The 23,580-nt window shown below is 64.3% G+C and carries 18 protein-coding genes; 11 read left to right on the top strand and 7 right to left on the bottom strand.

Features of this window, described 5'->3' with window-relative positions; genetic code table 11:
- Positions 1-115: 115 nt before the first annotated feature.
- Together ACWF82_RS14170 and ACWF82_RS14175 are read right to left on the bottom strand one after the other, a co-directional pair.
- Positions 116-1,327, bottom strand: coding sequence for an RNA-guided endonuclease TnpB family protein (locus ACWF82_RS14170; protein WP_452501428.1), 1,212 nt, complete (start codon positions 1,325-1,327; stop codon positions 116-118).
- The gene (locus ACWF82_RS14175) at positions 1,212-1,586 is read right to left on the bottom strand and encodes a helix-turn-helix domain-containing protein (protein WP_452501225.1); all 375 of its coding nucleotides are present in this window, start codon (positions 1,584-1,586) and stop codon (positions 1,212-1,214) included. Before ACWF82_RS14175 ends, ACWF82_RS14170 begins: the two co-directional genes overlap by 116 nt.
- 226 nt (positions 1,587-1,812) lie before the next feature.
- Between ACWF82_RS14175 and ACWF82_RS14180 the strand changes: the two genes are divergently transcribed.
- The 11 genes from ACWF82_RS14180 (at position 1,813) to ACWF82_RS14230 (ending at position 15,713) form a co-directional block, all read left to right on the top strand.
- Positions 1,813-3,018, top strand: a complete 1,206-nt coding sequence (locus ACWF82_RS14180; protein ID WP_452501227.1) for a DUF7373 family lipoprotein — start codon at positions 1,813-1,815, stop codon at positions 3,016-3,018.
- 68 nt (positions 3,019-3,086) lie between these two features.
- Entirely contained in the window at positions 3,087-4,292 is a 1,206-nt protein-coding gene (locus ACWF82_RS14185; RefSeq protein ID WP_452501229.1) for a DUF7373 family lipoprotein, read from the top strand.
- Entirely contained in the window at positions 4,289-5,524 is a 1,236-nt protein-coding gene (locus ACWF82_RS14190; protein WP_452501231.1) for a DUF7373 family lipoprotein, read from the top strand. Before ACWF82_RS14185 ends, ACWF82_RS14190 begins: the two co-directional genes overlap by 4 nt.
- Positions 5,525-5,560: 36 nt before the next feature.
- A complete protein-coding gene (locus ACWF82_RS14195) occupies positions 5,561-7,105 on the top strand; it encodes a serine/threonine-protein kinase (protein ID WP_452501233.1) in 1,545 nt (514 codons plus the stop codon).
- Positions 7,106-7,324: 219 nt separating this feature from the next.
- On the top strand, positions 7,325-8,503 hold the full coding sequence (locus ACWF82_RS14200) for a DUF7373 family lipoprotein (RefSeq protein WP_452501235.1): 1,179 nt from the start codon (positions 7,325-7,327) through the stop codon (positions 8,501-8,503).
- An 11-nt stretch (positions 8,504-8,514) separates the two neighbouring features.
- Positions 8,515-9,738, top strand: coding sequence for a DUF7373 family lipoprotein (locus ACWF82_RS14205; RefSeq protein ID WP_452501238.1), 1,224 nt, complete (start codon positions 8,515-8,517; stop codon positions 9,736-9,738).
- 168 nt (positions 9,739-9,906) lie between these two features.
- Positions 9,907-10,956: a DUF7373 family lipoprotein gene (locus ACWF82_RS14210; protein ID WP_452501240.1), complete on the top strand. Its 1,050-nt coding sequence runs from the start codon at positions 9,907-9,909 to the stop codon at positions 10,954-10,956.
- A gap of 19 nt (positions 10,957-10,975) precedes the next feature.
- Positions 10,976-12,637 (top strand): serine/threonine protein kinase, encoded by a 1,662-nt coding sequence (locus ACWF82_RS14215; protein ID WP_452501242.1) that lies wholly within the window; start codon positions 10,976-10,978, stop codon positions 12,635-12,637.
- A complete protein-coding gene (locus ACWF82_RS14220) occupies positions 12,634-13,860 on the top strand; it encodes a DUF7373 family lipoprotein (protein ID WP_452501244.1) in 1,227 nt (408 codons plus the stop codon). The genes ACWF82_RS14215 and ACWF82_RS14220 overlap by 4 nt, the downstream gene beginning before the upstream one ends.
- 38 nt (positions 13,861-13,898) lie before the next feature.
- A complete protein-coding gene (locus tag ACWF82_RS14225) occupies positions 13,899-15,044 on the top strand; it encodes a DUF7373 family lipoprotein (RefSeq protein ID WP_452501246.1) in 1,146 nt (381 codons plus the stop codon).
- Between the two features lie 60 nt (positions 15,045-15,104).
- On the top strand, positions 15,105-15,713 hold the full coding sequence (locus ACWF82_RS14230; RefSeq protein ID WP_452501248.1) for a transposase: 609 nt from the start codon (positions 15,105-15,107) through the stop codon (positions 15,711-15,713).
- Positions 15,714-15,845: 132 nt separating this feature from the next.
- Here ACWF82_RS14230 and ACWF82_RS14235 read toward each other — a convergent pair whose 3' ends face one another.
- From ACWF82_RS14235 to eccCa, 5 genes are all read right to left on the bottom strand, one after another.
- Entirely contained in the window at positions 15,846-16,907 is a 1,062-nt protein-coding gene (locus ACWF82_RS14235) for an IS110 family transposase (protein WP_452501430.1), read from the bottom strand.
- 318 nt (positions 16,908-17,225) lie between these two features.
- Positions 17,226-17,528, bottom strand: a complete 303-nt coding sequence (locus tag ACWF82_RS14240; protein ID WP_452501250.1) for a WXG100 family type VII secretion target — start codon at positions 17,526-17,528, stop codon at positions 17,226-17,228.
- Between the two features lie 34 nt (positions 17,529-17,562).
- Positions 17,563-17,904, bottom strand: a complete 342-nt coding sequence (locus ACWF82_RS14245) for a WXG100 family type VII secretion target (protein WP_452501252.1) — start codon at positions 17,902-17,904, stop codon at positions 17,563-17,565.
- Between the two features lie 123 nt (positions 17,905-18,027).
- Positions 18,028-19,497, bottom strand: a complete 1,470-nt coding sequence (locus tag ACWF82_RS14250; protein ID WP_452501254.1) for a type VII secretion-associated protein — start codon at positions 19,495-19,497, stop codon at positions 18,028-18,030.
- Complete coding sequence (gene eccCa / locus ACWF82_RS14255; protein ID WP_452501256.1) at positions 19,494-23,528, bottom strand: type VII secretion protein EccCa; 4,035 nt, start codon at positions 23,526-23,528, stop codon at positions 19,494-19,496. The genes ACWF82_RS14250 and eccCa overlap by 4 nt, the downstream gene beginning before the upstream one ends.
- Between the last annotated feature and the right edge of the window lie 52 nt (positions 23,529-23,580).

Raw genomic sequence — 23,580 nt, forward strand, 5'->3', positions numbered from 1 at the left:
GTATCGGCCTCCACCGGAACCGCGCAGCAGGGTCGTCGCCATGTACTCCAGACTATGGCAAACCCGCCCACTTAGGTCTGTTGCCTTGGGTGAGCGGACGTGAATCCACACACCATCAGGCAGCCGTCCCTTCCGAGACGACGGTCCCGGCCTCACCAACACCACGAATGGTGTTGTGCCGGGTTGACGTTTCACAGCCTCCTGCGTTGCCCGCTCGCGCGAGCTCGGTCTCCTGGATGGCTCCACGTCCAGCCACCGACCCACTGCCGGCGGGACCCTGTGCACCCAGGCGGTCGGCCTGGGTGTCGCCGAGTCGGGCGAGGTTGATCGCGGCATTACGATCACGATCAATCGACAAACCACAAGATTCACATTCGTAGACGCGGTCGGCGAGGGTCAGGTTTGGCTTTCGCCCACCGCACCCCGAACACGTCTTCGAACTCGGAAACCACCGATCGGCTTCTACCAGAACCGACCCATACCAGCGGGTCTTGTCCGCCAACAGCTGACGGACCTGGGCCAGGGCCGCGTCAGCGAGCGCGCGGTTCAACCCCTTCTTCCGGGCACCACCGGCCGACCGCATCCCGGCCGCGTTCAACGTTTCCACCGTGATCACCCGATGCTGCTGCGCCAGCACGGTGGTGGCCTTATGCAAAGCATCCCGACGGATCGCCGCGGCCCGCCCGTGTGTTCGGGCGATCCGTCCTGTGGTGGCCTGCCATCGTTTCGACGGTTGCCGCCGGGTTTTCGTCACCGGGTCATACGGACCGTGCTGACGAGCCGCCCGGCGTTGCAACCCCCGCAACCGGACACGCGCAGCAGTCAGTGGTTTCGGCGCCGGAACCCGTCCCACCTCCCTGCCGTCAGAGGTAGCGATCACCAGCAGAGCATCAGCGGTGACGCCGACGTCCACCCCGACCACCGGGTGCGGTGACCTGTGTGCATGCTCGGGGCGGGACTTGGCAGCGACAAGCGTCTGGAACGACACATACCAGCGGTGACGTGAATCCTGCGCCAGAGTCGCTGACAGGATGCGTACGGTTCCCGCCTCGACTCGGCGGGCGAGTTTGCGGGTGGATTCGTGGGTTTTGAGCCGTCCGATCCGTGGCAGAACGACGTGGTGACGGTCGGGTTCGACCCGGATCGCTCCGGTGGTGAACCGAACCGACCGCCGGGTCCGGACGGATTTGAACCTCGGGAACCCGACCGGCTTACCTGCCCGATGGCCGGTGCGGGAGCTGGCCCAGCTGTCCAGGCCTCGCGAGGGCGTCGAGTCCGGTGTTGTAAGCCTCTTTTGAATTCTCGGCCCACCACGGCGCGTGCTGATGCTTCCGCTGGTTCCAGATCTTCCGAAGTTTCGGTAGCGACCAGCCGATCGACGGAGTCAGATCGGCGTCAGCGATGCCGTAGGTGCGTTCGGCGGCTCGTTGATCCACCACAGCTTTGACCAGGGCGAGCATGTGGTTGAACGCGAATCGGGATGCACCGCACTGTGATCGGATCATTCGGAGTTGTTGTGGGGTCGGGTCGAGCGCGAAGCGGTAGGCCTGCACGGTCGATCCGTCGGGGAGGTCGAACCGGGCCACCAGTGATCACCTTCCCCGGGTTTCGTTGCCGGTCACCAACACCGATCACCATGCCAGACAGGTAGGACATGTTTCGGTCCGCGCCAGCAATCGAGACCATCCGCGCCAGGCTTGCACACGTCCGATCACACCTGGTCACGGAAGATGTCGGACAGTTCAGAACCCCCTGGCCATCGTTTGTCCGGTAAATTCAATGGAACAGCGGGGAGGAACTCGAGGGCCTGTGATGATCTATTCGACCAAGATCCGGATCGCGTCCGCACTCTGTTGCGCCACGATGGCCGCCGCGCTCACCGGTTGTGCGGTCAGCGGCACACCGGTCGCCGCCGAACCCGATGTGCGCGGCCTGGAAACGGGCACCTACGCCATCGACCGGCACAGCTACGACGACACCGCGGGCAGCGAGGGCGCGCTCGTCGAGGGAACCCGGATGTCGGCGGCGGTGGTTCCCGCCGTGCGGATCGACTCGTCGCTGTCGTACGGCCGCGGCGGCACGGTCGTCCCCGATGTGGAGCGGGCGCTCGACTTCGTCGCCAACGTCTCCAAACCCGTTCTGGAGAACCGCAAATTCGTCACCGGCTATGCCGCGCTCGGCTCCGACAAACCCGATCCGGACGGCCAGAAGCGTCCCGCGTCCGACGCGACCGCCGTCACCACCGCGGTCTTCCGGTTCCCCGACGCCGCCTCGGCCACGCTCGCCGCCAGGGAACTCGAGGACGTCGACCTGGCCGTCTCCCCCGACAACCGCAAGCTCGCCTCCACCAAATACCCGGAGGCCTACGTGCATTGGCGTCCGAACGTCCCGACGATCGGCGCGTTCCTTGCGCACAAGGACTTCGTGATCTCGCTGTTCATCCAGCGACCACGCGCCGACTCCGCCGACCTCACCGCCTGGGTCGACAAGACCCTCGCCGCCGCGCTGACCCAGCTCGGCACGTTCACCCCCACCCCCTTCGGCAAACTCGGCGATCTCCCGATCGACCAGGAGCGCCTGCTCGCCAGAGCCGTCGTCAAGGACCGCGCCGGCCTTGATCCCGACCAGCATTCGTTCGCCGTCTACAGCCCGGCCCACCTGGTGAACAACGCCGACGACCAGGCCGCACGCCAGCGCCTCGTCGACTCCACCGGCGCCGAGAACATCGCCCTCGTCGACGGCGGCTCCGTCACCCGCGTCCGCGACTTCGCCGCCGCCCAGGCCCTGATGAACGGCCTCATCGACACCGCGGGCCACTACGACACCCTCCCCGCCCCCGCCGATATCCCCGGCGCCAAATGCCTGCAACTCAACAATCAAGGCGACGCCGAAGAGGAATACAAATACCGCTGCTATGTGCCGTATAAGCGCTATCTGGGCATCGTGAGCTCCGACCAGGAACCCGATGTCCGCCAGAAGATCTCCGCCCAATACGCCCTGCTCGCGAACAGTTTGTGACCCTACTCGCCCGCCCCGGAACTGATTCGGTGACGTAGTATCGCGCCGAATGTCGTTTCCGGGGAGGGATGATCGCGTTGCGAGCCACCAGAGGAGTCTGTGCCGCATTGGCGGCCGCGCTGCTGACGACTGTCGTCGCAGCCTGCGGAACAGGCAGTGAAAACCCGACGGCTACCGACCCTCCGGTCGACCTCGCGACCCTGGACGTCGGCGGCTACGCGACCCAACCGCGCGAGGTCGGGGTGGTCGCGAACATGGATCAGGCGCGGTTCGTCGAAGCCCAGCGGCTCGGCGATTTCATCCCTGCCCCCTTCGACATCGATTCGCGCTTCGTCAATCCCAGCCCGTTCATGGCCTCGGTGTTCATCGATCCCGAGGCGTCACTGGGCAAGATCATGGCGGTCGACCGGTTCGCCGAGATCGCACCCGACTTCATCGGTGGATTCGTGAGCTCCGCGCAGACAGAACCCGACAACATGGGCATGGACATGGTCAATGCCATCATGATCTTCCCCAACGCCCAGCAGGCCACCGCCGCCGCGACCGCGCTGGAACAGCTCGACTTCGGTTACGCGCCGAACAATCAGCCGATCGAGATCCCCGGTTACCCCGCGGCGAAAGCACACTGGCAGCCCGACCAGCAGTCCATCGGTTCCTGGTATGCCACCGGCCATCTCGTCATCTACACCTGGTTCTTCGACTACCTGAAGATCTGGCTGAACAAGGTCGACAAACAGGCGCTGCTCGACCTGGTCCGCAAGAGCCTCGACACCATCGTGCCCTCGGTCGCGAAGTTCACCCCGACCCCCACCGGCCAGCTGATGACACTGCAGCGCGACCGCGAGGGAATGCTCGGCCGCACGGCGTCTCGCCCACGCGAGGATTCGTGGATCGAACCGCCTGGTGTGTACGCGGGCCAGACCTCCGTCCACTTCTCCTCGGGACCGGTGGAACGGAAGGCGATGATCGAGGCCAACGGCGTCGACCTGTACACCAACGATGGCGCCGACGTGTACCGCGCCCGCGACATCGCGGCTGCCCAGGCGGTCCGCGACACGATCGGCGGCCTGACCCGCAAGTTCACCACCGTCGAATCGCCGAAGAACCTGCCGAGCGCCCGCTGCAAGGAGTACATCGGCAGGGAAAGATTGGCGATCCGCTTCTACTGCGCGGTCTCCTACGACCGCTACGCGGCCTATGTCTGGTCCCACCAGCTCCTCGACGTCCAGCAGCGCATCGCCGCCCAGTACGCATTGCTGGTGAACGCCGCATGACCAAGCGCATCGCGACCATCCTGTTCGCCGGCCTGCTGACAACCGTCGTGACGGCCTGCGGCTCCACCGTGCCCGGCACCGGAGTACCCGGAGAGATCGACGTCCGCACTCTCGATGTCGGCTCGTATCCCACCGAACCGCCCAATGCCCACGACGACGATCCCGTGCCCGCCTTCTACTACATGTACAAGATCGCGGCGATGCGGATCGCCGACTACACGATCACCGCCAACGACATCGACCCGCGGATGATCTACGGCAACCGGGCCGGCTTCCACAAACCCGGTTTGATGCCCGATGAACTCGGCGACTCCCTCGCGACGTCGGCCATCGCGAAGCAGCACAACCTCCTCTACGGCTTCCAGTCGAGCGGAGCGATGAAGGACACCACTGTCACCGCCAGCCTCGGCTGGCCGACCAAGAACGACAGCAACCCGCTCACCGCCACCACGATGATCTTCCAGTTCCCCGATGCCGATCGGGCGACCGCGGCGGCCAAGGAGTTCTACGACGCCGACATGGCCGCCCAGGAGGGTCGCAACCAGCCGGTGACGCTGTCGAAATATCCTGCGGCCCTGTCACATTGGCGCCCGGATTCACCTTTCCTGCGCACCCTGCTCCCGCACGGGCCCTATGTGATCGCCTTTCTGCTCTCGGTGGCGACCCCCGATCTGCCCGCACTCACCACTCTCGCCGAGACCGCCCATACCAAGCAGATCGAGGCGCTGGCCAAGACCATGCCGCTGACCGACGAACAGATCATGAAGCTGCCCTGGGACCCTGAGCACATCCTGATGCGCACCCTCAACCCGGACCAGACCACACGCCCCGAGGCCGACACCTTTCAGCTGACCGGCAAGCAGGGGGCTCTGCACTCTTCCGGCGGCCCACTGCCCGACGACCGCCAGTACCTCGATCAGCAGCTCACGAAGATGAACGCCCAGCAGGTGGCGCTGTCCTGGAGCGCGATCGGCATCCGCACCGGCGACGCCGAGTCGGCGCGCCGAGCGGTCACCGAGAAGCTCTTCCCTTGGCCGACCATCGCCGACGTCGCACCCCCACCCAACCTTCCCGATTCCGCCTGCGTGGAGAACAAGCCGCTCAGCGCGAAAAAGCGCTTCAGCTGCATAGTCGCCTACCACCAGTACGTCGGAATAGTCACCAGTGGACAGCTTCTCGACGCCCAGCAACAGGCCGCGGCACAGTATGCCGTCTTCGCCAACAGCCGTTGACGTGACGCGCAGCAACGAATCAGGAGATTGTGAGAGATGACGATGAGCCCGGGCACCATCGTCGGTGGCTACCGAATCGTCCGCAAGATCGGCGCAGGCGGCATGGGCTCGGTCTATCTGGCCGATCACCCGAGCCTGCCGCGCACCGACGCGCTCAAGATCCTCAGCGCCGAGCTCAGTCGTGACCCCGAGTTCCGTGCCAGGTTCGAGCGCGAAGCCAATCTCGCGGCCGGACTCGACCATCCGAATATCGTCTCGGTCTACAACCGCGGCGAAGAGCACGGCCAGCTCTGGATCGCGATGCAGTTCGTCGAAGGCACCGACGCCGCGGCCGAACTCGCGCGCGACCCGCACGCCATGACCCCGCTGCGCGCGCTGCGCATCACCACCGAGGTCGGCAAGGGCCTCGACTTCGCCCATCACCGCGGCCTGCTGCACCGCGACGTCAAACCGGCGAACTTCCTGCTGTCGGAAACCTACGGCGACGACGAGCGCGTGCTGCTCACGGATTTCGGCGTCGCGAAGTCGACCGACGACGCCTCCGAGCTCACCCAGACCGGCAGCTTCCTCGCGACCATCGCCTACGCGCCCCCGGAGCAGCTCTCCGGCGGCCACCTCGATCACCGCGCCGACATCTACAGCCTGGCTTGCGCGTTCTACAAGCTCCTGACCAACCAGAACCCCTACCCCGCAACACAACCGGCCATGGTGATGATGGGTCACCTGCACGAGCCGCCACCGCGCCCGACCAGCGTGCGTCCCGGGTTGCCGCCCGCCATCGACTACGTCATCGCCCGCGCGATGGCGAAGAATCCGAACGAGCGTTTCGCCACCTGCCGGGAATTCACCGACGCCGTCGCCGCCGCGCTCGTCCCCGGATCCAATCCCACCGGCAACCACACGTCACCGACCTATCCGGTCCAGACACCGACGCAGTGGTCGAGTTCGGCCCGCACAGAAGCGTTCACGGCCCATGGCCCGGCGAACCCCATTGGCGCGCCGAAGAGTTCGAAGCGCAAGCTCGCGCTATCGCTCGGCGCGCCGGCCGCCGTCGTCGCCGTCGCCGCCGGGATCGGAATCTGGGCATCCAGCGGCGGCTCTCCCACCTCGGCTCCGGCCCCGACCACGGCCGCCCAAGCGACCGGCAGCCCGATCGAGCAGGCCCGAGCGGCCAACCCCACCTTCGCAGGCAAGACCGTCTTGATGGTCGATGTCGACGCCGAAAACAAGATCGCGACCTACCTCGGCGGCACGCTCCCCACCAAGTTCCTCGAAGACCTCGGTCTCATCTACAACTTCAACTACACCAAGACCGGCGAAGAACCATCCCCACGCCCGGTCGCCAACTCCTCCGACCGCTTCAACACCGCCGAAGACAGCTACATCCTCGCCGTTCGCAGCGACGCGAAAGCCGGCGGCGGCGGCCTTCTCGGCCTCCCCTTCCAGATCACCGGATCCCGCGCGACCGTGATCCCCGTCGACGACCCGATCACCGTCTCCGCCATCCGGAACTGGACATCGAGCTCCGAACAAACACTGCTGTCCAGGCTGGTCCCGGTCCTTCAGAGCCGGATCAAGTAGGAATCGGTGCGTGTGCCGCGGCACACGGGTGGGATTCCCCCGGTCGTCTGACATGGTTGCGCTGCCGAAGGGTGCGCTACGATGCCCGCGAACCAGATCACCGGGGACGGGGTGGGCTGCGACTGTAGGTCAAGTCGCCCCACGATCGGATCAGCTAGTCAGTTGGAGGGGGAGAGCGTGCTGCTCAACCGTCATGCATCGATCGCGCGCTTAGCGGTTATGACGGCAGTCGCCGTATTCGTCGCAGGGTGTGGATCGCAGGTCTCGGGCAGTGCCTCTCGCAGCGAACCCGACACTGCGGGTCTCGATTTCGGCAACTACCAGACCCAGCCGCGCACGGTCGGCAACGCCAAGAGCCTGAACCAGGGGCGGGCCTGGGAGGCCCAGCGTCTCGCGGACTATGTGGCCATGCCGTTCGAGATCGACCCTGCCTACGTCTACGACAATCGCAAGGAAACGCTGGTCCACCCCACTCAGATCGTGCTGAATCGCAAGGGTCTGGGCAAGCTCATCATCAACGACACCTTCGACGAGGTCGCCGAGGATCTGGTCGCCGGCTGGCTGAACTCCTGGGCGACCGAGCCGACCGGGGGCAACCCCCGGCGCAGCCTCAACCTCTCGGTCCTGATCTTCCCCGATGCCAAGACCGCCGAGACGGTCGCTCCGATCCTCGAACACGACGACTTCACCTACAACACCGACAACCAAAAGGTGTCGATCACCAAATACCCGAAGACCTACGCGCATTGGCGGCCGTCGATCTCCTCCATCGGTTCCTGGACGGTTCACGACCGCTACGTGATCTTCATGAAGCTCGACGACGAGACCCGCGCACCGGACCTGCCCTCGCTGCAGGCACAGGTCGAGCGAGCACTCGAGGTGCAGATTCCGCTGCTGGACAAATTCGTGCCGACCCCGTCGGACCAGCTCGAACGAGTACCCCTCGACCCGACCGGGCTGCTCGGCCGGACTCTGCCGTCGGATGCGTCGGCACCATCCCGGGCCCAGCCCGACGGATACTTCACCGGGCGCGGCGCGCTGAGCTTGTTCCTCGATCCCGATGCCGAGTTGCTGAGTACCTTCACCAAGCACGGCATCGACTTGATCTCTTTCGGCGACACGGTCGTCTTCCGGTCCACCACCGCGGCGGGTGCGAAGAACCTGTTCACCGAGTGGAAAGCGCCGGACGAAGACGCCATCGAGGCGCCCGCTCCCGAGGAGCTGGGCGATGCGGTCGCCTGCCGAGCCAACACCTACGAGTCACAGGGCGAGGTGAAGACCGCCGATTACATCTGCTACCTGCAGGTCGACCGGTACGCCGTGCAGATTCGCGACAAGAACTTGCAGGATCTCCACCAGCAGGTCGCCGCGCAATACGTTCTGCTCACCCGCCGATGAGGATGCCCGACATGAAGAACACCCTGCGGCTGGCTGGGCTGCTCACGATCCTGATCGTCGGGTCCGGTTGTGCTGCACCCATTTCCGGCGAGGCGAAGCCCGGGATGACGCCGGTCGACCTGGCGGCGCTCAATACCGGCGCGACCGTCACCGAGCCGACCACGTTCGAGTTGAAGTACTCCGACACGGCGAAAACGGTCAGATTGATCGAGGGGCGCCGCCTGCTCAATGTCCTCATCCCGTCGATCGACGTCGACCCCGAACTGACGATGCGGGTCACCACCAGGGTGTTCGCCGACGGTACGGACATGTCGAAAGACGACGGCCTCCCTGACATTTTCAAGGCCGCGGTGACCGACAACAACTTCATCGCCGGTGTCACCGCATCGCGGACGAACGGCAGCGTGCGAGACACCAAGGGCCTGCACCTGAGCGTGCTGCACTTCGCGACCGCGCAGGACAGCAAGAACGCGGCCGCCGCGATGTATCAGGTGGGCACAACAGGCGAACACCCCCGGCAGCCGGTGACAATTCCGGGATACTCCGAGGCCAACGGGTCGAGCAAGGATGGCGCTTCGGTCAGCGCCTTCCAGGCGCACGGCCCCTTTGTGATCGCGGTCAGCATGTCGCAGGAGACACCCGACTCCGCCGGCTTGGCCACCAAGATCAGGAAGACGCTCGATCTGCAGATTCCACCGCTCGACAAGTACCGGATCATCGCCCCCGACGATCTGCTCGATCTGCCGCTCGACCCCGACGGGATCATGCGCCGAGCGACGGGCAAGTCCCCGGCGGGCGACCCGTACGGCATGAGCTACCACGAAGAAGATTTCGGCACCTTCGAGCCGTCGGGAATCCTGCACTTCGAACGAAATCCCGCCGAAGCCCGCACAGCCTTCGAGGAGGCCGGTGTCGACCTGATCGGCCGGCGCTTCAGCACGGTGTACCGGACTCGCGATGTCGAGTCCGCGTTCAAGCTGCAGAACGTCCTCGCCAAGCGCGGCAAGAGCGACTCCGAGCTCGCCCCGCCGCCTGGTATCGCGGACGCCCAATGCCTGCGGCTGGAGGAATCGGACCCGAACCGTGGCTACAACGGGATCTGTGTCCTCGTGTACGACCGCTACGTTGCCGTCGTCATGTCGCTGGCAACCGTGTCGCGTGCGTCGCTGCAGGTCGACCCGACATTGCAGGAACGAACCGCCGCGCAGTACGCGATCCTGAAGAAGAGCGAGTAAACGATCATGCGAAAACTCCGCGTCAGCAGCGCAGTGGTAACGCTGGGAATCGCTTTGAGCGCCTGCGGTGGCGGTTCCGAGGCCGCGGCGCCCGCACCGGCTGTCGATGTCGCGAAGCTGGACTCCGGCAACTACCCGACAACACCGGTCGATCTGACGTCCTCGCGAGTGCCGACCTCGGGCGCCTTGCGCGAGGCGATCCGCATCGGCGCAGCGACTCCGGTTGCCTTCCAGGTCGATTCGCGATTCGTCTTCGCGAACGGATACTCCGGCGGCCGGCACATCACCCAAGCCGATTCACCGTACTTCGGCGGCGCGGGCATCGAAACCAAAGACTTCAATGGCACGATTCCGGGCGTCGTCGCGGGATGGGACAGCTCGGCGCAGCGCCGACAGGAACTCAACGCGGGGCGGGACGTCTCGACCATCACGCTCCGGTTCGAATCCGCCGACCAGGCGAAGTTCGCTGCCACCGAACTCTCGAACCGAACCCCCGGAACGGCCAACCAGATTCCCGGCTATTCCGATGCGCTGGTGAAACTGGAAGCCAAGAAGGAACCGCTGCCGGTCCAGAACCTGCGGGCCTGGTTGGTCCGCGGAGACATGTTGCTGTTCGTCCAGGTCGCCGACTGGATCGGCCTGCCCTACGATCCCACCGCCGACGCGGTTGTCGCACAACACTTCTTCGACAAGCAGATCGAGATGCTCCGGTCGTATACGCCGACGCCCCTGCGCGATATCGAGAAACTGCCGCTCGACACCGAGAATTTGCTGAGCCGCACACTGCCGACCGAGGCGTCGAAGCGCCCGAGCAAGGGCACCAGCAGCTCCGCGGTCTACCCGGCCCAGGCTGTCCTGCATCTCGAAGAGTTTCCCGCAGTGATCAATGCCGCCTACGCCGATGCCGGGATCGACTTTGTGTCGTTCGACAGCGGATCGGTGTATCGCACCCGCGACGAGGCGGCCGCCACCAGGTTCCGCGCAGCGCTCGACAACGAAACGCTCGACGACGTGGACTACATGAAGGTCGACGGCCCGCCGAACCTGCCGGTCGTTTACTGCTTCAATGCGAAACCCGAAGTGAAATACGCCTCTGACGCGCCACCCACGTGTCACGGCGTGATCGGTCGATTTGTGTTCGGCGTGTCCGGCACGAACTTGCAGGACGTGTACCAACGAGCGGCCGCACAGTACAAGCTGCTCGTCGGGTTCAACTGACGATCGCGAGCACTGTGGGGTGCGACAGCACCTGCTAGATTGCCCTGTTGGGACGTGCACTGCGGGGCGCGCGAAGGATGAGGAGACGCGAATGGCCTTGCGGCCCGGCGCAATTGTTGGTGGCTACCGAGTGATCAAGGTTCTCGGCGCCGGTGGTATGGGCACCGTCTACCTCGCACAGAACCCCAGCCTGCCACGCCGGGACGCACTCAAGGTGCTCAGCGGCGACTTGTCCACCGATCCCGAGTTCCGCGGGCGGTTCGAACGCGAAGCCAATCTCGCCGCCGGCCTGGACCATCCCAATATCGTCGCGGTGTACAACCGCGGCGACGAGGACGGTCAACTGTGGATCGCGATGCAGTACGTCGACGGCACGGACGCCTCAGCCGAGGTGGCCAAGGGCCCGGCGGCCATGCCGCCGCAGCGAGCCCTGCGCATCATCGGTGAGGTCGGCAAGGGTCTCGACTACGCGCACCGCCGCGGACTCCTCCACCGCGACATCAAGCCGGCCAACTTCATGATCGCCGCGGCCGAAGACGGCGACGAGGAACGCGTCCTGCTGACCGACTTCGGTGTCGCCAAGTCCGCCGACGACGGCCAAGACCTCACCGCCACCGGCAATTTCATGGCCACCGTCGCCTACGCTCCGCCCGAGCAGCTGATGGGCAGCAAGCTCGATCACCGCGCCGACATCTACAGCCTCGGCTGCTCCCTGTACAAGCTGCTCACGGGCCAGAACCCCTACCCCGCCACGGTGCCGGCGATGGTCATGATGGGCCACCTCCACGAACCCCCACCCCGGGTCACCGCGGTGCGTCCCGACCTCCCGCCGGCGATCGATCACGTGATCGCCAAGGTGATGGCCAAGGACCCGAGCCACCGCTACAACACCTGCCGCGAGTTCATCCAGGACGCCCACAACGCCCTGCTCGGCGCACCGATGCAAGCACCGGCAGCACAGGGGTTCCACACCTCCCCCAGTACCCCGATCGCAAGCCCGATCACCGCGGCCACGGATGTCGTCTCCCCCCAATGGGGAACCGACCCCAGCCGCGCCGTAGTCGGCTACCCACCGCACAGCGGCGGGGTTTCCGAGCAGGACATCCTCACCGCCCGCAACCCCAAGCCCTACCGACCCAAGCGCGGCCGAAAAGTTCTGCTTGCAAGCATGATCGCCCTCGTTGTGGCGGCCTTGGTCGGAACCGGTGTCTTCGTCTTGACAAGGCCCGACGGAGGATCGACCGGTGGTGGTGACCTAATGGCACAGGCCCGTTCCCAGCATCCCGAATTCAGCGGAAAGTCAATCACCGCATACAACTTCGGCAATTCAACACTCTCCGTGGTTCTCAATCCCAGTGACCAGTGGAAGTTCCTGCGCGACTTGGACTTCGACTACAACTCCGAATTCAAGGCCGTGGGCGACGAGAAGTCGCCTCGCGCATTGTCTGTCGGCGACTACAGCATCAAGAACAACACCGACATCGTCATCGTTCTCCGCACAGACAGCCAGGCGGGCAACGGCGGGTTCCGCGGGCTGCCGTACGCATTGACAAGCGGAAAAGGCAAGGTCGTCGTCATCGACGATCCATCGACCGTCCAGGCGTTCCAGGTCTGGAGCGATCAATCGCAACAGATCCTCATCGACAAGATGCTGCCGCAAATCGCAAAGGCCGTGCAGTGACATCAATTACTCGCAAGCTTCGGACCGCGGCCCTACTTGCGGCCATAGCGCTCGTGCCTGGCTGCGGTGCGACCATCTCAGGGTCCCCGCTGCCCGGAGCAACACCTGTCGACCTCGACTATCTGCGCCCGGGGCCATTCAAGAACGAACCAACGCCGTTCGGAATTGAGTGGGGCATGGAAATGCCAAAGAAAATTCGACTCATAGAATCTCGCAGGATGCTCAATTATTTGGTGCATCCTTATGACGTCGACCCAGATCTCCACAACCCAGGTGGCACACGAATCTTCGCCGATACCGATGCCATGACATCAAGGAATGGGCTTAGTGAAGCATACTTGGACCCGATCCGACTCAACGTCAAATTCATCGGCGGGGTATCGACATCCCAATCCAATGGAAGCGTTCGCACACCCAAGGATCTGACAATCGCGGTCCTGCAATTTGCAACAGATGCCGAAGCAATCAGGATTGCCGACGAGTTCCATCGAATTACTCTCGACTCAAGCTCCCGTCAGACCGTTGAGGTATCCGGTCGCCCGAACGCCCGGGCGTCGGCCGAGTCTGAAAAAATCTTGGATTCTTGGGAGCCTCGCGGCAAATACGTGATTTGGACGAGAGTCAAACTTCCGAATCCGGATCTCGCTACGGCAATTGCGACAGCAAAGAAAACAGTCGAGATGCAGATAATATCGCTCGATCGCTTCAAGCCAACTCCGCTAGACGATGTCCTTGACACTCCGCTCGACCCGGAGAATATCATGCGCCGAGCAGCAGTACGATCTGATCGCGATAGCATAGGAATCAGCAACTACGAAGAGGACTTTGGGCCATTCCAGCCCTCGGGTATTCTTCACTTTGAGCGACATCCAGAACAAGCTCGCAAAACATTTGAAGAGACGGGTGTCGATCTGATTGGCCGCCGAGCAAGCACAGTCTACAGAACTCGTGACCTAGCCTCCGCCTTCCGACTGCAGACATTCCTTGCAACCCCAGGCAAGAATGACTTCATTCTGAAATCACCGCCAGGCTTGGCGGACTCGCAATGCATAAAGCTTGACACCGCAGACCAAAGTCGGGAGTACGACGCCTTGTGCGCAGTTGTATACGATAGATACGTCGCCGTAGTTACCGCGAAAGCAATAAGCGGCGGCGAGGTTGAGAGTGGGCTAATGGAGCGGGCAGCTGCGCAATTCGCCATCCTGAAGAAGTGCGATAAGTAATGCGGAAGACAGGGCTCACACCGACCCTTGCAATATGTATGATCCTGGCCAGCGCATGCACTGCCCAGGATTCGCAACCTACGATAGAGATCGACAAACTCGATACCGGAAATTTCGCAACGAGTCCGCTCGACGTCGAATCCTTAAGGACTCCGCTATCTGGCATCGTTCGTGAAGCAATTAGGATCGGTACTGCAACTCCGCTAGCTATGGAATACGATGAGCGCTTCGGTTTTGCGCCTTCTCATCCTGCTCGCAGCAACCGGGTAACATCTGAAGAACCGCCATATTTTAATGGCACTAGAATTGAGAGCAAACAGTTCGCGACCGAAGTACCGGGCTTGATCGCAGGTTGGCGCATGTCGGCAAACCGGCGTGACGAACTCGGCAAAGGCCGGTCGATCGAGACGTTTACCCTTCGATTCAAAGATTCGAGCCACGCACGCAACGCTGCAGACATTCTAATGGAACGCAGCGAAGGCGAATCCTACGATGGATTCGCCGACCATCCGGGTGTGCAATCAAAAATCACGCAGACTGATTCACTGGGCGTAACTACGCTTCGCGCCTACCATGCGGTGGGCGAGATGCTGATCTCAATTCAAATATATGACCCAGTCAGCCGACCGTTCGACCAGGTCGACAACACGAACATTGTAAGGAAATACCTCGACCAACAAATAGCCCTACTAAAGCAATATACGGCAACACCGATCGCGGACCTGGATAAGCTCCCACTCGACACCGAAGGATTGCTCAGCAAAACTCTCCCCAGAGACAAGCCACACTCTGGAGCCGCTGTTTACCCGGCGCACGTAGCGCTAGCACTCACAGAGCGGCCTGCCGCATTGTCGTCCGCATTCGCCGATACAGGCGTCGACTACGTCGCGATAAACGGGGCAACCGTCTATCGCGCTCGCGATGACGCAGCCGCGACACGCCTTGTAGCAGCGCTGAGGAACGGTGCATTCGACTCAGTTGGGCTAGTTGACGCCGAAGCACCAGCGCACCTCCCGGTGGCGCATTGCTATGACCTCGACCCAAACCTCACCATGACTGGAGTCAACAACCCCCGATGCATTGCGCCAGTCGGCCGATACGTCATTTCAGTTGCGGGGACAAATCTACAAGAAGTGCGTCAACGGGCTGCTGCACAGTACAAGCTACTCGCGACGACAGGCTAGCCTCGATCTTTCTTGACGCTGCCGTGTCGGCGTAGCCGGCGCGGCTATCGTCAATTTCGTGTGCGGACGTCGCGCCGCGCCGACCGTCCGTCGGCGCGGCCGGGTCCACTGGCCTGGCAAATTGCTCCTTCCTGGATCGGAAGATCCGGTTTTTGTGCAGGTCAGGCTGCTTCAAGTCGATTCAACACCGTCAGTGGAGCCACTTCCAATGCCCGTGCTTGGCCAGATGTTCCGGATTTAACGGGCGCTCCCGTCACGCGAACTGGCCCGTCGCGACCGCGCCGAACACCCGGTAGACCGAGCAAAGACGGCTCCATACACCACCTACCGAACTGCGGCAACGGGTTCTCGCTCGTCGTCGAACTCTCCGCGGCCAACGTCAACGACCACCTGCTGCTCGCGCCCGTGCTCGATCGGGTTCGTCCCTTGCGCGAAGCCGGCCACCGCGATGTCGGATCAAGACCCTCATCGGCGACAAGGCTACGACTACCCCAGCGTGTACGCCGAACTGCGGCAACGCGGGATCACCGGCTACATCCACGCCGCGGAACCCGGGACAAGGTCACTGCCGGCCGCTGGATCGTGGAGCACACCTTCGCCCTGCTCCACCAGTACCGACGCCTGGCCGTCCGGTGGGAACGCCGCATCGACATCCATTGCGGTTCCTGAATCTCAGTGCAGCTGATCTGTTGGCGACGACTCAGCAATCGGACCCGATAGGGGCTCTAACGCTTCGACATGATGGGAACCATCTTCCTCAAAAACGGAATCGGTCCCAAATCCGTGATACCTCTGTATTTGTCAAGCCGCTCCGGATGACTCGGTGAATCCTGCTGGGGTAGTGCGGCGTTCGTCGCGGATCATGGTCCGCCAGACCAGATCGGCGAGTCGTCGTTTGAGGCAACGCTTTGCTTCTCTCGATGACTTGCCCTGGGCGATCTTCTTGTCGTAGTAGCTGCGTCCGGCGCTTCTACGCATGCGTATCTGAATCATCGCGATGGTGTGTAAGGCGGAGTTCAGTTCTCGATCGCCGTGGCGAGACAGCCGATGTCGAGTCGAGTCCGCGCTGGCGATTTCGACTGGCGCCGTGCCGGTGTAATTTGCGTAGGCAGCCGCCGTCGGAAATCGGTGTGCGTGGCCGGTTCGACCGATGATGCGGGCAGCCATCACAGGTCCGATCCCGGGGATCTGGCGCGTGGCGGTTCCCTGTAGGTTCAGCAGTTCATCCATCGCTGAGGCGTTCTCGGCGAGTTGGGCGTCATACCGTTTGATATCTGAGACCAGGTCCTTCGCAAGGGATTTGCGGAACTGATCAGTGGCCGTGACCGGGCGCAGACCACGCAGGACCGTCGCGGCCTTCGGGGCGGTCAAGTCGGTGGGCGCGCCACCGGGTAGCAACTCCCTCAGTAGTGCATGCAGCTGGTTGACCGATCGAGTTCTATTGCCGGACAGGTTCTTGCGGCGTTCATCGAGTAGCGCAAGAGAATCAGCGTGCGTTTCGGCACGCACGGCGCGGGTATCTCCGTGCAGCGCCGCGCCACTCGCCGCCGCGGCGGCGTCGATTCGGTCGTTCTTGCGGCGTCCGCCACGGGAGAGCTGTCGGACTCGTGCCGTTGCGGCCGGCGCCACGTCAACCACGCTCTCGCCCATAGCGACCAGCCATAGCGCCAGGTGATGACCGAGTCCCTCCGCGTTCTCCACGGCCCACCGGCGTTCGCTCCACTGCCGCGACCACGCGAGCAATTGTCGATAGCCGACGAAACTCGCCTCGATCCGGACTGAACCGAGATCGGAATTCGTTGCTGGATCGACAGCGGTCGCGGTGTGGGTGGACTTGTGTGGATCGATGCCGATCAGCATCATCAGATTCGGTTCCTCGTCTTCGTCGGATGGGGAATCCACGGCCGACATGTCGACTTCAGGAACCTCTCACAGCAGCTTGTCGTCACACCTCTGTCGAGTCAGACCGTGAACGGAGACCGGTCGGGTAGACACATCACGGGCAAGTCAACCGCGAGGGACGGTTCACGAGTCAGCCCGCCCGGTCTCCTACGGCACGTTACGAGGCAGCTGACCCCGGATGCGAACCGCTGCATACAGATGAGTCGACGGTTCACTCAGCCCGGAACACGAAAGCGGGCCTGGTGCTCACCAGGCCCGCCTTTCTCGTCAATCGGCCTCTCAGCCGAGGAGCCGATTCGCCATTGCGACGTCGGTGGCCCTCATGTTATCTGCACCAGACAGCGTGGTTGCACCGATCTTTTGCAGTTTAGTGTTGAGCTCCGTGGACTGGTTCTGCCACTTGAGCTGCAACGCAACGAACGCGGCAGAGCCTTCACCGTCAGACCAGTGCTCCTCGATGAAGCGCTGAAACTCATTCTCATAGTCCTGCAGCGCAGTCGTAATGTTCTGAGCTTCCGCCTGAATACCTGAACCGGCATCATTAATGGCGCCAAAATCGTACCGAATCGCCCCGATGTCCATACCCTAGTTCCCTTCCGTTGTGAATTTGTTCGATTTAGTTCGTGCCCATGTTGAGCTGGGGGGTCGGAATATCGGCCGCGGGATCAGTGGCCATGAACTGCTGAGCGTTGTCGATCTCGGAATCCGAGATCGAGCTGGCGACAGACGCGACGTTGTCCGATGCGGTGTACAAGGCTTCGTTCAGCGCCCGGGCCGCGATGAGGTATTCAGTCATCGAGGTCTGGAAAGCCTTGCCAGCCGCGCCCTGGAAGGACGGGTTGTTGACGTCGTTCGCACGGCTCTCCGAATTGCGGATCATGCCGTCGATCGCGTCATGCTTGTCCTTCATGCGCGTCGAGAACGCCTGGATCTCGGCGGGCGAAGCGGAAAATCCCATCTTCTGGCTCCTTCGTGGTCAACGGTGGACCAGACCCCCCTGCTGGCGATCTGAGCCCTTCATCTTGGTTGGACGCACCATCGGTGCGTTCGGTTCCATCAATCTCGGAGAAAATTCCGAAACCTACTGCGAGATCGACACTGATCGCATCACTTCCTCGCACGCAGTACTGACAGTCCCCCATCCTCCCGAGCCGTGCTGGCAGCCGACGTTGGTCTGGACGCCATGGTCGAGTAGGACGTACCACCTGACGACGGAACCGTCGCCAGGAAGCTCTTGGTAGCCGATCCCCCGGCGCCCAGCGAACACCACGTCGCGTTCGGGTGTACCGAACCGTCCTGGCTCGGCGCGAGCGATCCGCGCTGTGATGTCCCTTAGCACTTCATCATATCCGGCCTGTTCTGCAACAGTGTTGTATGTCACAGTAATTCGGCCGGGGGTGGCTGTCTGCGGAACGAGGGCGGCTCGCTCCGGGTTCTCTCCGGCGGTGGGCAGCCAGCCCGCCGGAATGTCGAAAGCGACGCGGCCCATTGTGTGGCGGCGTGGCGGATCGGCGGGCTGAGTTGTCGATGGTTGCGCCGGAGTCGATGCCGCGGGCGTCCAGGTCGCGGGTGCGCTCGGGTCTGCGGGCGCGGTGGAACCTGCCGCTGTGGCCGCGTCTGCGCCGTTGCTCCTCGTGGTCGCCACTGCGACAACTCCGGCCGTGATCAACGTGAGCGCTACGGCCACTGCCGCAACGATTTTGGCTGTTGCGACGCGGGGTGACGGTGCTGTGGCGGCGGCGCGCTCGCGCAGGGTGCCGACCCACTCGGCGTTCTCGGACGGGATCGGGCGCGTCCGCTGGTCGGTGAGACTGGATTGCGGCAGCAGCAGTGCCGTCAGTGCCAGCGGGTCGACCAGCGGCGTGGGCTGTGTGGTCCACGTCTGTGCGGCGAAGTCACGCAGGCGCTCCAGCAATGGCTCGTCGTGTGGTCCGACGATGAGCACCGATGTCGGCCGTGAGCCGTCGACAACCTGTTCGATCATCTCGGTCAGGCGTTCGACGGCGGCGTCGTTCCATTCGCCTGCGCCCAGGGTCGGTTCGTGCTCGCAGGCCGCGACCACGATCTGGTCTCGGGATCGATCGACCGCACTGACGGTGACATCCAATGGCTCGATCTCCACGACCACCACGAGTTCCGAGGTCGCGAGGGACTGCCGCAGTCTGGCGACGCGGACGGCGATCGACTCGAGCAGAACCGAACCGGAGTATCTGCCGAAGGAATGCCCGAGGGCCGACCTTCGCGCTGTCGACCACGAACTGGGGTGTGCGACACCGATTGTCGCGCCCGGTGCGGACGGAGCCAAGCCAGCGATCACTTCGTCAACTACTGCGTTCATGGCCGCGGCTGTCGGCATCGGATTCGGTTCGAACCCGATCCAGGCCGAGTCGGCCAGCGCCAGTGCGGATACCGACGGCTGCGTCGGTCCGACTGGCGCGCCGACCACGATCCCGTCCGGAACGGGCATCACTGTGGGAACGACATCCACGTGCCGGGCAGCGGTGCGCGCCAAGATGCGCGCATCGCTGACCACGACGTCGATGTCGGTCACAAAGCCGGCGACCATGCCAACTGCACCAGATCGATCGCGTTCCTGGTGACCAGGGTTCCGCGCCCCGGCGGCATCGCGCTGGCGCGCACGGTGCCGAAGAGCTGACCCTCGTCTCGGCTACCGCTCATGACCAGGCCGATGCAGCCGACGTCGCGCATGCGGGACACCACGGGCTCGTACAGCGCCCGCGACGCGCCACCGGATCGGCGGGCGATGATCAGATGGAATCCGATGTCCTTGGCGTGCGGGATGAACTCGACCAGCGGCGAGAGCGGGTTGCCCGACGTGGTGACCACCAAGTCGTAGTCGTCGATGATCAGATACAGCTCCGGGCCCGTCCACCAGGAACGAGCACGCAGCTCCTGCTGGGTGATGTTGGCACCTGGCATCCGGGACTTCAGGATCCCGACGACCTGCTGGACGAACGGTGTGAGCACCTCCGACGAGGGCGCGTAGCCGGCGAGGTGATTGGTTTCGATGGCGCCCAGCAGAGTTCGCCGGTAGTCGCCGAGGATCACCTTGGCCTGCGCCGGGGTATTCGACTCGACGATGCCCTGCGCGATACCCCTGAGCAGCGCGGTCTTGCCGCACTCGCTGTCGCCGAAGACCAAGAAGTGCGGTGTATCGGCCAGGTTGAGCATGACGGGTGCCAGCTCCGACTCGTTGACGCCGATCGGCAGCTGCATGTTCGGCCGCGACTGGTCCACCTCGGCAGGCCAGTTGCGCATCGCGCGCAGCAGATCTGCACGGTCCAGCAGGTCCGGCAGGGTGCGGGTGCCGGGGGCGGGGCGGCCCGGGGTGCGCTGCGCGATCAGTTCGACCGCGTTGGCGACACCGACACTCAGGTCGAGCGGATCGGAGCTGCCGTCGACACGGGGCAGTGCCATCAGCATGTGCAGCGCGTCGGGCGTGATGCCGCGACCCGGACGGCCCTGTGGCACAAGCGAGGCGAACTTGCGGCCGATGTCGGAGTCCATGGGATCACCGAGCCGGAGTTCGATGCGGGTGGCGATCTGGTCCTTCAGGGCCGGGCGCGCTTCCATCCAGCGGGACAGTGCGATGACGACGTGGACGCCATAGGAAAGTCCTTGCAGGGCAAGGTTGGTGATCTGCTGCTCGAGCGCCTCGTAGTCCTGGCGGATCGTGCCGAAGCCGTCGATGACCAGGAAGGCGTCGCCGTACGGGTCGGCGTGGGCGCCGGCCGCGGCGGGGCTGCTGTTGGGGTCCATCGCGCGCAGGCGGCGGTATTCGACCATGGACTCGATGCCCAGCTGGTGGAAGCGCTGTTCGCGCTGCCGGACCAGGGTGCTCATCTCGGCGACCGTGCGGCGGACCTTGTCCGGGTCCAATCGGTTGGCGACCGAGCCGACGTGCGGCAGCCCTTCCAGGCTGGACAGGGTGCCGCCACCGAAGTCGAGGCAATAGAACTGCACCTGCTCGGCGGTGTGGGTCATCGACATGGCCATGACCAGTGAACGCAGTGCCGTCGACTTGCCCGACTGCGGGCCACCGACGATCGCCACGTGGCCGCGCGAACCCGAGAGGTCCAGCATCATCGGGTCGCGGCGCTGGTCGTACGGCCGGTCGACGATGCCGATCGGGGCACGCAGGGTGGCGGCGGCGGAGTACTCGCCGGTGATGATCGAGCGCGGGATCAGCTGGTCCAGGGTCGGGGCGTCATCGAGCGGCGGCAGCCAGATCTCGTGGGCCGGGCGGCCGTGGCCGGTGATGCGGGAGACCAGCATGTTCAGGTTGGACATCTGTTCGCCGTCGTCGCTGGGGGACTCGGGCTCGTAGGTCGATTCGACCGGGACCGGGACTCGGTCGGAGGTGCGGAAGCCGACGTGGTTGGCGCTGAACGGGCGGGCGTTGACGTCGATTTCACCGCCGACGATGCCTGCGCTGGTGACCTCGCGCTGCGGGCCGCCGCCGACGTAGGCGCCGGAGACGTAGGAGGCCTGGAAGCGCTGGATCTCGCCGGAGTCGGCCTTGAGGTATCCGCCGCCGGGGGAGTTCGGGAGGTTGTAGGCGTCGGGGACGCCGAGGACCTGGCGGGACTCGTTGGCGGAGAAGGTCTTCAGGCCGATGCGGTAGGACAGGTGGGATTCCAGGCCCTTGAGCTTGCCCTCTTCCAGGCGCTGCGAGGCGAGCAGGAGGTGGACGTGCAGCGAGCGGCCGAGGCGGCCGATCATGACGAACAGCTCGGCGAAATCGGGGTGCTGGGTGAGGAGTTCGGAGAACTCGTCGAGCACGACGAACAGCGCGGGAAGCGGGTCGAGGTCGGCGCCGGCGGCGCGGGCCTTCTCGTATTCGGAGACGTTGGCGAAGTTGCCCGCCTGGCGCAGGACCTCCTGGCGGCGGTTCATCTCGCCTGCCAGCGCGTCTTTCATACGGTCGACGAGGTCGGCCTCGTCTTCGAGGTTGGTGATGACCGCCGCGACGTGCGGGACACCATCGAGGCCGAGGAAGGTCGCGCCACCCTTGAAGTCGACCAGGACCAGGTTGAGCTGGTCGGGCGAGTGGGTGGCGAGCAGGCTGAGCACGAGGGTGCGCAGGAACTCGGACTTACCGGAACCGGTTGCGCCGATGCACAGGCCGTGCGGGCCCATACCGTTCTCGGCGGCTTCCTTGATGTCGAGTTCGACCGGGTTGCCGTCGGCGCCGACACCGAACGCGACGCGCAGCCGTTCGCGGCCGTAGCGCGGGCGCCAGGCGCTGGCGGGGTTGAAGTTGCCGATGTCGCCGAGGCTCATCAGCTGCGACCAGGTGGAGATGGTCTCGTTGTCGTCGGTCTCGACGTCGCTGCTGCGCTGGGTGGCGGCGCGGTAGGGGGCGAGGCGGCGGGCGGCCTGCTGGGCCTGCTCGGCGCTGACGCGGTCGATGGTGGCGAAGCGTTCCTGGTTGCCGGTGGCGCCGCGGCCGAGGCATTCGCCGTCCTCGACGACCATCTTGATGCCGCGCGAAACAGCAAGGCGGGGTGCGTAATTGCACAGGTCGATGATGGTGACGCCCTCGAAGCCGGACTCGCGCAGCTGGTCGTCCTCGGCTTCGAGCAGGCCGCCGTCGACGACGATCACCACGTGCACCAGGTTCGGGTTGTTCGGCTGATTACGCGAGTAGCGCACGCGGTTGCCGAGCAGCGGGTGCAGGCTGCTCAGCGCTTCGCGGATGGAGCCGTAGAACATGCGCTGGGTGCCGATGCCGTCGGAGACATCGGGGTGCTGGGTGTGCGGGAGCCACTTGGTCCACTCCCACTCGCGCGCGGTGTCGGGGCCGCAGACCACGGCGACGAGCACCTGGTCGGGCGCCTGGAACATGCACAGCTGCAACAGCATCGCGCGGGTCATGTCGCGTGCCTGGGCGCGGTCGCCGTCGAGGGCGATGGTGCCGAAACCCTTGACCGCGATGGCGGTGGGCAGGTCGGGGACCGTCGAATGCGCGCGGACGAAGCGGCGCAGCGAGACGGCGGCGATCGGTTCCAGTTCCTCGACCGGGCCGGTCTCGGGGGCGACAAGGCGGGTGGCCAGGCGCTGACCGCCGAGGCCGATGCGGGCGTGGCAGAAGTCCTTGTCGCCGGAGCGGCGCTCCCACATGCGGCTGGTGCCGGCGAGCATCCAGATCAGGCCGGGCTCGGGGTGACTCCACTCGACGGCGGCGCGTTGCTGCTTGGCGGTTTCGTCGACGTCTTTGCGGACCTGGTCGAGGTAGCGCAGGTAGTCCTTGCGGTCCTCGTTGGCCTCGGCGGCCTTGGCGCCCTTGCCACTTCCCTGGCCGAACATGGTGACCATCGACATGATCATCATCAGCGGGAACATCATCGACATCGGGTTGGACAGCATGCCGCTGCCCTGGGTGAACATCAGCGCCATCATGCCGACCATGCCGACCACCATGACGACGGGCATCAGCTTCATCAGCAGGTTGCCCGGGGTGATCCGGGGGATCTCGGGCGGCGGCTGCAGCGTGACCTCGCCGCCTGGCGTGCGCGGCATCTCGCGCCGGGCACGGCGCTGGAACCTGACGGTGCTCATGGTCGAAGACTCCCCCTGCTTGACTACTCGCTGCCTGTCCTCGCGACGGGCT

The sequence above is a fragment of the Nocardia sp. NPDC055053 genome, assembly GCF_053608285.1.

Bases quoted from the DNA above. Each gene is read 5' to 3' on its own strand.
- ACWF82_RS14185 (WP_452501229.1), top strand. From the start codon at position 3,087: ATGATCGCGTTGCGAGCCACCAGAGGAGTCTGTGCCGCATTGGCGGCC.
- ACWF82_RS14225 (WP_452501246.1), top strand. From the start codon at position 13,899: ATGATCCTGGCCAGCGCATGCACTGCCCAGGATTCGCAACCTACGATA.
- ACWF82_RS14195 (WP_452501233.1), top strand. From the start codon at position 5,561: ATGACGATGAGCCCGGGCACCATCGTCGGTGGCTACCGAATCGTCCGC.
- eccCa (WP_452501256.1), bottom strand. From the start codon at position 23,528: ATGAGCACCGTCAGGTTCCAGCGCCGTGCCCGGCGCGAGATGCCGCGC.
- ACWF82_RS14235 (WP_452501430.1), bottom strand. From the start codon at position 16,907: ATGATGCTGATCGGCATCGATCCACACAAGTCCACCCACACCGCGACC.
- ACWF82_RS14190 (WP_452501231.1), top strand. From the start codon at position 4,289: ATGACCAAGCGCATCGCGACCATCCTGTTCGCCGGCCTGCTGACAACC.
- ACWF82_RS14245 (WP_452501252.1), bottom strand. From the start codon at position 17,904: ATGGGATTTTCCGCTTCGCCCGCCGAGATCCAGGCGTTCTCGACGCGC.
- ACWF82_RS14200 (WP_452501235.1), top strand. From the start codon at position 7,325: ATGACGGCAGTCGCCGTATTCGTCGCAGGGTGTGGATCGCAGGTCTCG.
- ACWF82_RS14205 (WP_452501238.1), top strand. From the start codon at position 8,515: ATGAAGAACACCCTGCGGCTGGCTGGGCTGCTCACGATCCTGATCGTC.
- ACWF82_RS14180 (WP_452501227.1), top strand. From the start codon at position 1,813: ATGATCTATTCGACCAAGATCCGGATCGCGTCCGCACTCTGTTGCGCC.
- ACWF82_RS14240 (WP_452501250.1), bottom strand. From the start codon at position 17,528: ATGGACATCGGGGCGATTCGGTACGATTTTGGCGCCATTAATGATGCC.